At 70.6% G+C, this 13,652-nt stretch carries 12 protein-coding genes; 6 read left to right on the top strand and 6 right to left on the bottom strand.

Annotated features, from left to right (window positions below; translation table 11 throughout):
* Positions 1–18: 18 nt before the first annotated feature.
* The 4 genes from ACGFIB_RS27305 to ACGFIB_RS27290 form a co-directional block, all read right to left on the bottom strand.
* On the bottom strand, positions 19–2,949 hold the full coding sequence (locus ACGFIB_RS27305) for a UPF0182 family membrane protein (protein WP_357250021.1): 2,931 nt from the start codon (positions 2,947–2,949) through the stop codon (positions 19–21).
* A 236-nt stretch (positions 2,950–3,185) separates the two neighbouring features.
* On the bottom strand, positions 3,186–4,232 hold the full coding sequence (locus ACGFIB_RS27300) for a YlbL family protein (protein ID WP_357250024.1): 1,047 nt from the start codon (positions 4,230–4,232) through the stop codon (positions 3,186–3,188).
* Positions 4,233–4,275: 43 nt separating this feature from the next.
* A complete protein-coding gene (locus ACGFIB_RS27295; protein WP_191052396.1) occupies positions 4,276–4,701 on the bottom strand; it encodes a molybdenum cofactor biosynthesis protein MoaE in 426 nt (141 codons plus the stop codon).
* 27 nt (positions 4,702–4,728) lie between these two features.
* Positions 4,729–5,799 (bottom strand): NAD-dependent epimerase/dehydratase family protein, encoded by a 1,071-nt coding sequence (locus ACGFIB_RS27290; protein ID WP_229689743.1) that lies wholly within the window; start codon positions 5,797–5,799, stop codon positions 4,729–4,731.
* A gap of 82 nt (positions 5,800–5,881) precedes the next feature.
* On the opposite strand from ACGFIB_RS27290, the gene ACGFIB_RS27285 reads away from it, so the two are divergent.
* From ACGFIB_RS27285 to ACGFIB_RS27260, 6 genes are all read left to right on the top strand, one after another.
* The gene (locus ACGFIB_RS27285) at positions 5,882–7,138 is read left to right on the top strand and encodes a zinc-dependent metalloprotease (RefSeq protein WP_393375986.1); all 1,257 of its coding nucleotides are present in this window, start codon (positions 5,882–5,884) and stop codon (positions 7,136–7,138) included.
* 55 nt (positions 7,139–7,193) lie between these two features.
* On the top strand, positions 7,194–7,736 hold the full coding sequence (locus ACGFIB_RS27280; RefSeq protein WP_393375983.1) for an NUDIX hydrolase: 543 nt from the start codon (positions 7,194–7,196) through the stop codon (positions 7,734–7,736).
* Positions 7,737–7,889: 153 nt separating this feature from the next.
* Entirely contained in the window at positions 7,890–8,582 is a 693-nt protein-coding gene (locus ACGFIB_RS27275) for a hypothetical protein (protein WP_357250026.1), read from the top strand.
* 16 nt (positions 8,583–8,598) lie between these two features.
* Positions 8,599–10,710 (top strand): sensor histidine kinase, encoded by a 2,112-nt coding sequence (locus tag ACGFIB_RS27270; RefSeq protein ID WP_393376011.1) that lies wholly within the window; start codon positions 8,599–8,601, stop codon positions 10,708–10,710.
* Positions 10,707–11,357, top strand: a complete 651-nt coding sequence (locus ACGFIB_RS27265) for a response regulator transcription factor (RefSeq protein WP_208762219.1) — start codon at positions 10,707–10,709, stop codon at positions 11,355–11,357. Before ACGFIB_RS27270 ends, ACGFIB_RS27265 begins: the two co-directional genes overlap by 4 nt.
* 68 nt (positions 11,358–11,425) lie before the next feature.
* Complete coding sequence (locus tag ACGFIB_RS27260; protein WP_393375979.1) at positions 11,426–12,433, top strand: endonuclease/exonuclease/phosphatase family protein; 1,008 nt, start codon at positions 11,426–11,428, stop codon at positions 12,431–12,433.
* A 61-nt stretch (positions 12,434–12,494) separates the two neighbouring features.
* Here the strand turns inward: ACGFIB_RS27260 and ACGFIB_RS27255 are convergent, their stop codons facing one another.
* Positions 12,495–13,070 (bottom strand): glycosyltransferase family protein, encoded by a 576-nt coding sequence (locus ACGFIB_RS27255; protein ID WP_142571392.1) that lies wholly within the window; start codon positions 13,068–13,070, stop codon positions 12,495–12,497.
* Positions 13,067–13,582: a M48 metallopeptidase family protein gene (locus ACGFIB_RS27250; protein WP_393375976.1), complete on the bottom strand. Its 516-nt coding sequence runs from the start codon at positions 13,580–13,582 to the stop codon at positions 13,067–13,069. Before ACGFIB_RS27250 ends, ACGFIB_RS27255 begins: the two co-directional genes overlap by 4 nt.
* Positions 13,583–13,652 lie beyond the last annotated feature (70 nt).

The raw sequence follows: 13,652 nt of genomic DNA, 5'->3' as shown, positions 1-13,652 counted from the left end.
GCGGGGCTCCGGAAGGGCTCAGCCGCTCGGTGCGGGGCTGGGAGTCGCACCGGCCGGTGGACTCCCGCTCGCACTAGGGCCGGCGCTCACACTCGCGCTCGGGGCCGGGGACGCCGTCGAGGCGGGCGTCCCGCCCTTGAGCTTGCCCAGGTCGTCCAGCGCCTTCTTCAGCGAGGTCTGCGCGTCGCCGTACGCCTTCCAGTCGGGCGGGTTCGACGACAGCGCCTTCTGCGAAGCGTCGTACGCCTGCTGGGCCCGGTCGAGGGCCGACGTCAGCGCCGAGGAGCTCTCCGGCGGAGTGACCTGACCAGGTGGCCGGTTCGCCGTCTGGTCGGGTGTCTGATCCGGCGGCGTGGCCACGGTGCCGCCGAACACCTGCTCCAGGGCGTTGCTGAGCGTGGGGCCGAAGCCGACCTTCTCGCCGTACAGCACGAGCACCCGGCGGAGGGTCGGATACTTGCCCGAGGTCTCCGCGCGCGGCTGGATGTAGACCGGCTCGACGTACAGCAGGCCGCCGCCGAAGGGCAGCGTGAGCAGGTTGCCGTACAGCACGTCGGTGCCGCCGCCGCGCAGCAGGTTGAGCTCGGTCGACACCGAGGTGTTCGACTCGAACAGGTTCTGCGCCTGTGGCGGACCCTGGATCGCGGTCGTGCTCGGCAACTGGAGGATCTCCAGTGGCGGGTTCGGCGTGGCTGCCGTCGCGTCGACCGCCATGAACGCCGCCATGTTCTGCCGCTGGTTGGGCACGAACGTGGTGGTCAGCGAGAAGCGCTCGGTCTCGCTGCCCGGCATCTTCATGGTCACGTAGTACGGCGGCTGCTTGCTCTTGCCGGTCGCCGGGTCCTCCGGGACCTTCCAGAAGTCCTGGCCGCTGAAGAACGCATTGGCGTCGGTGACGTGGTAGGAGGTGAGGATCTCCCGCTGCGCCTTGAACAGGTCGGCCGGGTAGCGCAGGTGGGCGCGCAGCCCCTGGCTGATCTGCGAGGCCGGCTTGACGACCCCGCCGAAGGCCTTCTCCCAGGTCCTGAGCACCGGGTCGGCCTCGTCCCAGGCGTACAGGGTCACCGTGCCGTCGTAGGCGTCCACGGTCGCCTTCACCGAGTTGCGGATGTAGTTGACCTCGTCCCTGGGCACCTGCGGCACGCCGAGGCGGCTCGACTGCACGTCGGTGGTCAGCGACTCCAGGCTCTTGCGCTCGGAGTAGGGGTAGGAGTCGGAGGTCGTGTACGCGTCCACGATCCACACGATGCGCCCGTCCACCACGGCCGGGTACGGATCGCGGTCCAGCGTGAGGAACGGCGCGACCTGCTGGATGCGCTGCACCGGCTCGCGGTTGTAGAGGATGCGGGACTCGTCGTTGATGCTCGAGTTCAGCAGCAGCTTGGTCTCGCCGTACTTCACCGTGTAGAGCAGGCGGCGGAAGAAGTTCCCGATCGAGACGCCACCCTTGCCCTCGTAGGTGCTGTTCACCTGGCCGGTGGTGTTCTGCTGCTCGGCGCCCGCCTGTCCCTGCTGGGGGTAGTCCAGCTCGATCGGCCTGGCCGACTTCGGCCCTCCGACGATCGAGTAGTCGGGCGAGTTCTCACCGAAGTAGACGCGGGGCTCGTAGTCGCCGAGGTCGCCGACCGGCGGGATGTCGCGCTCGCTGAACTCCGGCAGGCCGCTGCTGTCCACCTTGTTGCCGGGCGCGGCGACGAAGCCGAAACCGTGCGTGTAGACCAGGTGGTCGTTGATCCAGTTGCGCTGCCCGTCCGGCGGGCGGGCGATCTCGCGGACCGCCACCACCGTGTCGCGCGGCTTGCCGTCGACGGGATACCTGTCGATGTCGAGCTGCTCGGGGAACTGGTAGTAACCGCGGATCTGCTGCTTCTGCTGGAACGTCGGCGACAGCAGGCTCGGGTCGAGCAGGCGCATGCCGGGGATGGCCGACGCCTCGGTCTGCAGCACGGAGGCGTCGGCGTCGGTCTTGGCGCTGTACTCCGTGACCTTCGCCGTATCGACTCCGTAGGCTTTTCGGGTCGCGTCGATGTTGCGCTGGATGTACGCCTGCTCCTTGCTCTGCTGGTTCGGCTTGACCTGGAACTGCTCGACCAGCGAGGGATACACGGTGCCGATCAGTACGGCCGACAGCACGAGCAGCCCGAACGCCACGCCCGGGAACATCCCGCCCGGACGGATGACGCCGGCGAAGAAGATCAGCGCGCAGATGAGGGAGATGACCGCGAGGATCCCCTTGGCCGGGAGCACCGCGTGCACGTCGGTGTACGACGCGCCGAAGGTCTTGCCGCGATCGGAGAAGACCAGGCTGTACCTGTCGAGCCAATAGGCCGCGGCCTTGAGCAGGACGAACACGCCGAGCAGCACCGACAGGTGCCCCCGGGCGGCCCGGGTGGCGTGCACCCCGCCGGGCGACGAGATCCGGAACCCGCCGTACAGGTAGTGCACGACCGTGGCCGCGATGATCGACAGCACCACAGCCGTGAACAGGAAGTTCAGCAGCATCCGCAGGAACGGCATCGTGAACACGAAGAACGACAGGTCGAGGCCGAACTGCGCGTCCTTCTCGTTGAAGGGCGTGCGGTTAACGAACTGCAGCCAGGTCCTCCACAGCCCCGCTGTGGACGAGCCGGTGAACAGGCCGAGGACGCCCATGCCGACCAGGAAGACCAGCCGCCGGTGCGGGTCCATCGCGACGCGGTAGCGGTCGGCGCCCTGCGGCGCCCCGAACATCCCCGGCCCGAACATCGGGCGGGTGCGGTGCGCGAGCACCATGTTGCCGCCGACGATGGCGATCATCACGGCGGCGCCCACGATGAACAGCACCGCCTGGGTGAGCAGCATCGTGGAGAACACCGAGGAGAAGTTCACCGAGTCGTACCAGAGGTAGTCGGTGTAGATCCCCGAGAAGACGAGCAGTAATACGACGATCGCCACGACGGCGATCAGCACGGGTATCAGAAGGCGCGGCCGTCGGGGCAAGCGCACCGCCCGTCCGGCTCCGGGGCTCCGGAAGCTCACGCTCAACCCCTTGTCTCAGATTGGCAGGGCCATGATTGTCAGAGGGCAATGGTCCGTGCTAGGAAACCTACACTGCGACCGGCGTGGTCGTGGTAACAGATTTGATCGTTCTCGTGACACCCCGCGTCAAGACGGGCAGGTCACGGCCCCGCGCCCCCGGCGTACGCTCAGCCGGCCGGGCAGGCGGGGGCCTCGCCCTTGTGATCGCGCAGGGCGTCGATCGCCTTGATCGCGCCGTCCAGCGTCTCGACCCGCACCAGGCGCAGCCCGGCGGGCGCGGCCTTGACGGCGTCGGCACAGTTGTCGGCGGGCGTGAGGAAGACCGTCGCGCCCGCCCTGCGCGCCCCGACCATCTTCTGCTCGATGCCGCCGATCGGGCCGACCTGACCGGCCGGGTCGATCGTCCCGGTGCCCGCGACCGACATGCCTCCGGTGAGCGCACCCGGCGTCAGCTTGTCGTAGATGCCCAGCGAGAACATCAGGCCCGCACTCGGCCCGCCGACCTCGCCGACGCTGATGCCGACCGTGAACGGGAAGCGGTAGCCCGAACGCATCTGCACGCCGACCTTGGCCTTGCCGTCGTTACCCGCCACGGTGCCGACCTGCACCTGCGTCGAGGCGCCGGCGCGCCTGACCGTGAACGTCACCTGCTCGCCGGGCTTGCGGCCCTGCACGGACGCCGCGACGGACTCGAGCTCGCCCACCGTCGTGCCGTCCACCGCCGTGATCTCGTCGCCCGGCTTGAGCTTCCCGTCGGCGGGCGCCCCCTTGTCGGTCTCGGCGACCGTGACCACCTTCTCGATCGGGATCTTGAGGGCGTTCAGCGCGGCGGCGGTGGCCGACTGCTGCGAGTCGGTCATCTCCTGCGTGTTCTGCTCCTCGACCTGCTGCGCCGAGGTGGACTTCGGGAACAGCGTCTCCTCCGGCACCACGGCGACCGTCGGGTCGAGCCAGCCGCGCAGCGCGGTGAGCAGATCGAGACGGTTGTCGGGCCCGCCCTGGTAGGCGACGGTGACCAGGCTCAGCCTGCCCTGCGTGGGATAGCTCTCATGGCCCGAAATCGTGATGACCGGTTTGCCCTTGACGTCCCCGATGGTGTTCTCCGTGGGGCCGGGGCTCAGCACGACGTACGGCACCGGCAGCATGGCGCCGATCACGGCCAACGCGAGCGCGAGGAAACCCGCGACCAGCAGGGTCAGAGCGCGTCGGGACATGGACGAACTCTATGCGTTCCGGGCTCCGGGTATTTCGCGGGTGTTAATCGCAGGCACCGACCCATTCGGCGTCTCCGTCGGCGAACACCTGGTGCTTCCAGATGGGCACCTCGTGCTTGAGGTCGTCGATCAGCCTGCGGCAGGCCTCGAACGCCTCGCCGCGGTGGGGGCAGGCCGCCGCCACGACGACGGCGATCTCCCCCAGGCGCAGGTCGCCCACCCGGTGGACGGCCGCCAGCGCCGTCGCCTGGTGGTCGGCCGCCACCTTCTCCGCGACCCTGCGCAGGTGCTCCTCGGCGCTCGGGTGCGCCGAGTACGACAGGAGTGTCACCGGCCTGCCGCCGTCCTGCTCGCGCACGGTGCCGACGAAGACCGCCGTGCCCCCGGCGGCATGGTCCTCCACCGCGCCCAGCACCTCGTCCACGGACAACGGGGTGTCGCGGATGCCCAGCAATCGGATGACGTCCACGTTCCCGAGGGTAATGCCTGAGCCCGATCAGGTGCGGCGCTTGCGGCGGGCGGCGCGGACGATCGCGGCCGTGCCGATGACCGCGACGGTCGCGCCGGCGGCCGTGATCGTGGCCTCCTTGCCCGACAGGCGGCGGCCGACGACCGCGTGCCTGCCCTCGCACAGTTCGAGCAGTTCCCGCAGCACGGCCTCGTTGGTCCAGGTCGGCTTCCAGCCCGCCTCCCGCAGCGCCACGCCGTCGACCACCCAGGGATAGACCACGTAGTGCAGGTCGGTCGCCGCGGTCGGCGTAATGCCGAGCCGGTGCAACCGCTGCGCCGTGCCGAACGTCACACCGGCCGGCAGCTCGAACCGCTTCAGGCCGGAGATCTCCTCCACCTGCTCCATCTCCAGCCAGCCCTCGGAGCCGACCGCCACGACTCCGCCGACCCTGCCCAGGGCGGCGGCCTCCAGCGCGGACACCAGGTCGTCGACGTGGCAGAACTGCCAGCGCGGCAGGCAGCCCTTCACCACGAGCAGCCGCGGCGCCTCGAAGTGGCGGGTGATGACGGTGTCGACGCCCGGCCCGACCAGGGCGGCGGGCCGCAGCACGGTCACCTCCAGGCCGGGATGCGCCCGCAGCGACCGCCGTACCAGCGCCTCGATCTCCAGGTGGTCGCCCACCAGGCCGGTGTCGGGCTCGGCCGCGACCGGGGCGTCCTCGGGCAGGGGCACCGGGTTGTCGGCGGCGGCGCCGTAGACCATCGCGCTCGTCACCAGCACGACCCGCCGCACCCGGGCTGCGGCGCAGGCCGTGAGCACGGTCTGGGCGGCGCGCAGGTTGTAGCGGCGGCGCTCGGTGTGATCGCTGTCGAGCGACTCGTCCGTGCCCAGATGCACCAGGACGTCCACATCTGAGATTCGGTTCGCCAAGAGCGGATCACGAATGTCGAGGACCCGCCAGGTGACGTCCGGGACGTCGCCGCGCTGCTCGTCGATGGCCACCACGCGGCGGAAATCCGCAGACGAGGCCACTTTCGCGAGGAACGCCCGGCCGAGACCGGAGGCGGCGCCGGTGACGGCGACGACGGGGGGACGCAGGCGTTTCGAGGTAGGCACGAGGTCCTCACTTTGCACTGATCCGCCCCACGGCGGATAACGTGGCGGATGTGGACTCCTCCATCCTGCACGAGGTGGCGCGGTGACTGACCTGCCAGGTCGCGAAAACGACCCCAACGACAATCCGTTCGCCATGTTCGGCAGCCCGGAGCAGATCGCCGCGGCCATGCGGCAGTTCGCCGACATGCTGTCCGCCTCACCGGAGGCCGGGCCCGTCAACTGGGACATGGCGAAGAACATCGCACGGCACGCCGTGGTCGCCGAGGGTGATCCGAGCGTCATGGAGGGCGAGCGACGTCAGATCGTCGAGGCCCTCAATCTGGCCGACCTGTGGCTCAACGAGGTGACCACGCTGCCGAGCGGCGTGACCACCCCGCAGGCCTGGAGCCGGTCGGAGTGGATCGAGAAGACGGTCCCGGTCTGGAAACAGTTGTGCGATCCCGTCGCCGCCCAGATGGTGGAGACGATGGGCGGCACCCTCGGCGGTGCGGGACTGCCGCCCGAGGCGCAGGCCATGGCCGGGCCGCTCATGGGCATGCTCAGGCAGATGGGCAGCATGATGGTCGGCCAGCAGATCGGCCAGGCGCTCGGCTCGCTCGCCCGTGAGGTGGTCGGCTCCTCCGACATCGGCCTGCCCCTGTCGGACACCGCCGCCCTGCTGCCCGGAGGCGTCGCCGCCTTCAGCAGCGGCCTGGAGACGCCCTCGGACGAGATCCGTCTCTACCTCGCGCTGCGCGAGGCGGCGCACCACCGGCTCTTCCAGCACGTGCCGTGGCTGCGGGCGCACCTGCTCGGCACGGTCGAGGAGTACGCCCAGGGGATCACGGTCGACGTGTCCGCCCTGCAGGACAAGCTCCAGGGGCTCGACCTCAGCGACCCCGAGCGCATCCAGGAGGTCCTGGGCGGCGGCGAGCTGCTCAAGCCCGAGGAGACCGAGCGGCAGAAGGCCGCGCTCACCCGGTTGGAGACCGCGCTCGCGCTGGTCGAGGGCTGGGTGGCCACGGTGGTCGACTCCGCCGCCGAGGGCAAGCTCCCCTCCGCCGCGGCGCTGGCCGAGACCGTGCGGCGCCGCCGCGCCACGGGCGGCCCGGCCGAGCGGACCTTCGCCACACTGGTCGGCCTTGAGCTGCGCCCGAGACGGCTGCGTGAGGCGGCCGCCCTGTGGCGGGCCCTGGGCGACGAGCGCGGAGTCGAGGGCAGGGACGCCGTCTGGGGGCACCCCGACCTGATGCCCACCGCGGACGACCTGGACAACCCCGAGACGTTCGTGAAGGGCGAGGCCGAGTTCGACCTGTCGGCGCTGGAAGAGCCCAAGGAGCCCGGCTCTGACGGGGAGTAGCACCGGCCGCAGGACTCCGGCCGCGAGGCTCGCCGGCTGTCGGTAGGCTGCGCCGGTGAGTCTGCATCGTGACGCGCAAGCCGTACTGGCCGGATGGGTCGCGCCTACCCCCGAGGAGGAGCGGCTCCGCGAGGATTTCCTGACGCACCTGCGCGGCCACGAGGACGCGATGTGGCGCGAGTGCGCTCCCGGCCATCTCACGGCGACGACGGCCGTCCTGTCGCACGACGGCGAGCGGGTGCTGCTAACCCTGCACCCCAAGGCCGGGATGTGGCTACCCATGGGCGGGCACTGCGAGACGTCCGACACCACGCTCGCGCAGGTCGCCCTGCGCGAGGCCGCCGAGGAGTCGGGCATCCCCGGGCTCACCCTGCTGGGCGGGCCGCTCGCCCTCGACCGGCACAAGGTCTGGTGCCACCCCCCGCACAGCTGGCATCTCGACGTCGAGTACGGCGCGGTCGCGCCGCCGGGGGCGGAGGCGGTGATCAGCGACGAGTCCCTCGACCTGCGCTGGTTCCCGGTGGAGGAGATCCCGGAGCTGAGCGACGAGGCCACCCGGCGGCTCGCCCGCCGCGCCCGGTCGCTCTGCCGCGCCTGACTCCCCGTACGGCCGGGCCCGGCCGCGACGGGTCCACCGCTCGGACATCCCGCATGCGCCGGGACCTCAAGCTCTGCCGCCCGGGACTCGGGGCGATCGACCATGTGAGCGACAACGACACGGTCACGCCCCACGTCCAACAGGAGACAGACCATGGACATCCGCGCCACCTCCCGCGTCGCCGCCGCGGTCTCACTGATCGTCGGACCATTGGCCCTCGCCATCCCGATCGGGTTCACCGACGAGGACGCCCCGATCGCGGCCCAGCTCCAGGACTACGCGAACCACCCCACTCTCGCGATGCTGTCGAACATCGTCATCCTCCCCTTGATGGCGATAATTCCCGCGGTTGTCTATGCCGCCCGGCTGGCACGCCGTGGTGCGCCGAACCTGGCCTTCTTCGGCGGTGGACTGGCGGCGCTCGGCTGGCTCGCCGGCTTCACCACCATCGGCGCGACACAGATCGCGCTCTATCAGGGCTCCAGGCTCGCCGACCAGGCGGGCACGGCGGCACTGATCGACAAGGTGAACGGCGATCCGATTTACGGCACGCTCGTGGGCGTCTTCGTCCTCGGACACGCGATCGGCATGATCGTCCTTGGCATCGGGCTGTGGCGCTCACGTTCGGTCGCGCCCTGGGTCGCCGCGCTGTTCATCGCCTATCCGGTCGGACACCTCGTCGGACACGCGATCAGCCCGGTCATCGACACGCTCTCCGGCGTTCTCCTGCTGATCAGCGGCGTGGCGATCGCAGCGAAGATCCTGCGCACCTCGAACCAGCAGTGGGACCTGCCGGCGGGCGAAGGCGTCGCCCCGGCCGAGTCCGTCGCCGAGGTGGCGGCGTAGCCCGCGCGGTGGCGTGATGATCTCCCCCGAAGCCACTCCCACCGAGGCGCACGGCGCTCGCGATCAGGCCGGCCTGATCGCGAGTCGTGCCACCGCTTCACTCAGCGGCACACCGACGCTCCGGGACACTTTTCGACGGTCCGCCTCCGGCGCACAATCAACGCTGATGCCTTCGAAGCTCAGATTTGTCGTCTCGGCCGCGGTGACGCTGGCCGTGCTCTTCGCCGCCATGGGCGTGTCGTTGATCGGAACCGGTCACCTGAGCTGGCTGTCCAGCCTGATTTCGGTAACCGCGGTGGTGTACCTGGCGGTCGCTTTCGTCGGCGCGGCGATACTGCGGACGCAGCCGCGCAGCCGGACCGGCTGGATTTTCCTCATCTCCGGCACGGCGGCGCCGATCGGCACCGGGCTCAATGCCGCCGCCGATGCCGGGGCGCGCATCGGCAGGATCGACGCCGCGGCGTGGCTTCACCTGGTGCAGACTCCGTTCGCCGTTCTCAGCGTGCCCCTGATGGCGACCTTCGGCATCCTGCTCTTCCCCGACCGCCGCCTGGACACGCGGCGTCGACGAGTGCTCGGGCGGGTCTACGCCGTCGAGCTTCTCGTGCTTCTGGTGTGGGGGCTGCTCTCGCCGGACCCGATCGACCTGCCAGGGATCTACAACCCCATCGCAGTGCCGGGCGCCGACGCGCTGGTGATCAGCATCCTTCTCCTCGGACCGCTCAGCCTGCCGGCGTGTATCTCGCTGTTACGCTTCGCCCGGCGCGACACCGGCCCGTACACACCTGCCCTGCGTACGGCCGCTCGGGTTTCGTTCGTCGTGCCCGCCTCGTATATCGCGTGTGTCATCGCGGGATTCACCTCCGGAGACACGGCGCCCATCGCAGTCCTGGAGAACTGCGCGGCGATCGCGGTCGGAGTCGCGGCCTGGATCGGCATCGTCAGGCACGGACTGTTGAATACCCGCGTGGTGCTCAATCGGGCACTGGTGTATGGGTCTGTGAGCTTGGCGCTCGTCGCGGTCTACCTCATCGTGGTCGTTTCACTCGGCCTGTTCTTCGGCGGTCTCATGCCGCAGATCGTTGCCGCGATCATGGCCGCCCTGGTGGTGTTGCCACTGCGTGACCTGGTGCAACGCCGGATAAATCAGCTTGTTTACGGGCTTCGAGACAATCCGGCGGCCGCGTTCGCCCGGCTCGGCGACCGGCTGGACGCGGCCGGGGCGCCCGAAGAAATCCTCCCGGCCGCCGTTCGCACGGTGGCCGAAGCTCTTCGGCTCCCGTACGTGGCGATCGAAGTAGGCGGCGAGGTTCTATGCCGTCACGGGCGGGCGCTGCCCGGCGAGACGGAGGCGTTGCCACTGCCCTTCGCCGGCGAGACGATCGGACATCTGGTGTTGCAGACCCGCAGCACCGGCGACTTCTCGGCGGACGAACGACGGCTGCTGTCGGACCTGACGAAGCAGGTGGCCGTCGCGGCCCGAGCGGTGGTGCTGACCCACGCGCTGCAGTCCTCGCGGCAGCGGCTGGTGACGACACGTGAAGAGGAGAGGCGGCGGCTGCGCCGCGACCTGCACGACGGCCTCGGTCCCACACTCGCCGGCATCGCGCTGGGCATCGACACAGTGCGCCGGGCGACGCCACCGGACGGGTCGGTCGCGGAACTGCTGGGGAGACTTCGCGAAGCCACCGAGTCGGCGGTCGACGACATCCGCCGCCTCGTCTATGACCTACGCCCTCCGATCCTCGACGAGCTGGGCCTTGCCGGAGCCGTACGGGAACAGGCAGTGCGGCTGAGCGTGGCGAGCATCGATATTCCCGAGACACTTCCGTCGCTGCCCGCCGCGGTGGAGGTGGCGGCGTACCGCATCGCCGTCGAGGCCCTGACCAACGCGGCGCGCCACGCGCCGGGAGCGCCGGTGTCGGTCCAGCTCGCGGTGAACAGCCGCCTTGAGCTGTCGATCGCGGACGGCGGCGCCGGTCTGCCGGACGGATATCGCGCCGGCGTTGGACTCAACTCCATGCGGGAACGGGCCGCGGAGCTCGGGGGCTTGTGTGTGGTGAGCCGGCGCGAGCCGTGCGGAACGATCGTGCGCGCCGAGTTCCCGCTGTTCGAGGAGGTGCTGTGACGCTGCGAGTCGTCGTAGCGGATGACCATCCGCTGTTCCGGGAGGGGCTGCGGTCGCTCATCTCCGACTCGGCCGAGACCGAGCTGGCCGGGGTTGCCGCCGATGGGGAGGAGGCCGTCGCCGTCACGCTCGAGCAGCGCCCCGACGTGGTCGTCATGGACCTGCGGATGCCCGGTCTCAACGGTGTCGACGCGACCCGCAAGATAGTCGCCGCGCTGCCCGATGTCGCCGTGCTCGTGTTGACCATGGTGGAAGAGGACGCGTCGATATTCGCGGCGATGCGCGCGGGCGCACGGGGCTATGTCCTCAAGGGCGCCGAACCCGAGACCATCCTGCGCTCGATCCTCGTCGTCGCGGCAGGTGAGGTGATCTTCGGTTCCGCGATCGCGTCGCGCCTGACCCAGTTCTTCGCGGTCGGCGGCGGCACCGCCATGACGCCGTTCCCCAACCTCACCAGCCGTGAGCGCGACATCCTCACGCTCATGGCGACAGGCGCGAACAACAGGACGATCGCGGTGCGCGTCGGAGTGACCGAGAAGACGGTGCGCAACAATGTGTCGAACATCTTCGCCAAACTGCAGGTCGCCGACCGGGCGGCGGCGGTGGCGCGGGCGCGCGACGCCGGGTTGGGTTCGTTGCCGCGGTAGCGCGGGTCCCCGGCCCCTTCCGGCCTGGTCGCACGGCGGGTTCGGCCGGCTCGGCTACGGTCGAGTTCATGGCCGAGGTCGACGTGGGTGGCGAGATCGTCTCTCCCCCGCGCCGCCGGCTCCGGGTCTCCCCGCTTTCGGCGTGGATCACGGCGGCGCCGTTCGCGCTCTGGGCGGCGGCCCGGCTCGCCGGGGCCGACGGCGCCGCTCACCTCTGGGGAGTGGGCGTCGCGCTGATGACGGCCACGCCGTACGTCGCGGCCGCGTCGCTTCTGGCGGTGCTGATCGCGCTGGCCGCCCGCCGCGCGGCCGTGATCGCGGTGGCGGTGGTCGCGTCGGCCATCCTGGCGGCGGTGGTGCTGCCCCGCGCGGCCGGCTCGGCCCCCACGGCCACCGGGCCGTCGCTGCGGATCCTCACGGTCAACCTCCGCTTCGGCGCGGGCGACGCCGCGACCGTGGTGGACCTCGTACGCAGGCTGGAACCGGATGTGCTCAGCACCCAGGAGCTCACCCCCGGGGCCGTGGAGGCGCTGGACGCGGCGGGCGTGGCAAGACTGCTGCCGTACCGGCACCTGGAGGACGGGCCCGGCCCCTCGGGCAGCGGGATCTACGCCCGTCACCCCCTGCTCGGGGCGCCCGACTTCGCGCCCGAGGGCGGCCACAACATGCCGAGGGCCCGGCTCACCCTGCCGTCCGGTCCGCCCGTGGAGATCGTCGACGTGCACACCCTCGCCCCGCGGAACGGTCATGACGTGGTCCAGTGGGCCGCTGAGCTGGCGGCGCTCCCGGCCGCGTCGCCCGGCGTCGTACGCGTTCTGGCCGGCGACTTCAACGCGAGCCTCGATCACGCGGACCTGCGCGCGGCGCTCGGGCGGGGCTACGCGGACGCGGCCGACGCGACCGGCGACGGTCTGACCACCACCTGGCCGGCCAACAGGCGCTACCCGCCGCTGATCACCATCGATCACGTGCTGTACGACCGGCGGGCGGCGGCGGTGAGCACAAGCGTTCACAACGTCCCGGGTAGCGACCACCGGGCGTTGTTCGCCGAGCTTCGCCTGCCCCGGAGCCGGTGACCCTGCGCCGTGTGACCCCTGCGCCCGTGACCCCTGCGCCGTGTGACCCTGAGAGCGGGGCTCAGGTCAGCAGAGCGCGGGTGTTGTCCCAGCCCTCAAGGCCGGGGTCGAGGCGGGCCACGTCCTGCGGTTTCCTGAGCCGGTGCCAGCCGGGACCGGTGGCGACCATGCGGGGACCCGGCGCCCTGCGGCGCAGCGCCGCGACGACGTCGGGCTCGTCGAAGTCGGGCGCGGCCCACTCGGGGACCGGCAGGCGCGCCGCCACGGCGACGGCGCCGCCGCCCTCGGCCGGGCAGACCGCGAGGTGCGCCCGCCCGAGCTCCCGGAAGAGCTTCCCGATCAGCAGCGGCGGCAGATCGGGGGCGTCGGCGCTGACGATCACGCCCTCCTCCTCCGGAGGCAGCGCGGCGAAGGCGTCGGCGGGCGAGGCGATCGACAGGACGGGCGTGCCCGGCCAGGCGATGTCCTCGAGCCCCGGCACGCCGGCCGACAGGATCACCGGGCGCACGAGTTCGAGCCCTGCGACCATCTCGTAGGTGTCCTCGGCCATCGCCGTCAGGAACTCGGCCCGGTCCACGCCGGGCGGAGCCGCCTGCGCCATATCCGGCGTGACCAGCACCGCGGCGATCCGGGTCAACACTCCTCCGGGGAGCCGTTGGCGGCCATCGAGAAGCCCTCCAGGAAGCCCCTGGCACGTTCCGCCCGAGGGTAGCGCTCCACGAGGGCCCAGAACCGCGGGCCGTGACTCGGCACGAGCAGGTGGACGAGCTCGTGCATGATGACATAGTCGACGACCCAGGCCGGCATGCCCCGCAGCCGGGTCGACAGCCTGATCGTGCCCTGGTCGGGGGTGCACGAGCCCCACCTGTGGAGCTGGTTCTCCACCCAGCGCACACTGGCCGGCTCGGCCTTTCCGTCCAGGTAGCGCGCCGACAGCTCCGCCGCCCGCTCGAGCAGGTCGTCGTCGCTCGGGCGTCTTCGCTGCTCCTTGGCCGCAAGGCGGTCAAGCATGCGGCGTACCCATTGCTCCTCGTCGGTCGTGCTCAAACCAGCCGGAAGCAACACGATGGTCTTGTCTCCATCGCGGTACGCGGAAACGGTTCGCCGCCGTCGTGCGCTCCGACGAACCTCGACTGTCTCGGGGGGCACATATGAAAGGTAGCCGACACGCGCCGAATTCCACAGGGGGTGGTACACGTTCTCCCTGGTCAATCGGGCG

Source organism: Microbispora bryophytorum, from assembly GCF_043197435.1.
GTDB classification, from domain to species: domain Bacteria; phylum Actinomycetota; class Actinomycetes; order Streptosporangiales; family Streptosporangiaceae; genus Microbispora; species Microbispora bryophytorum.
This window is presented reverse-complemented; position numbering and strand designations above follow the sequence as displayed.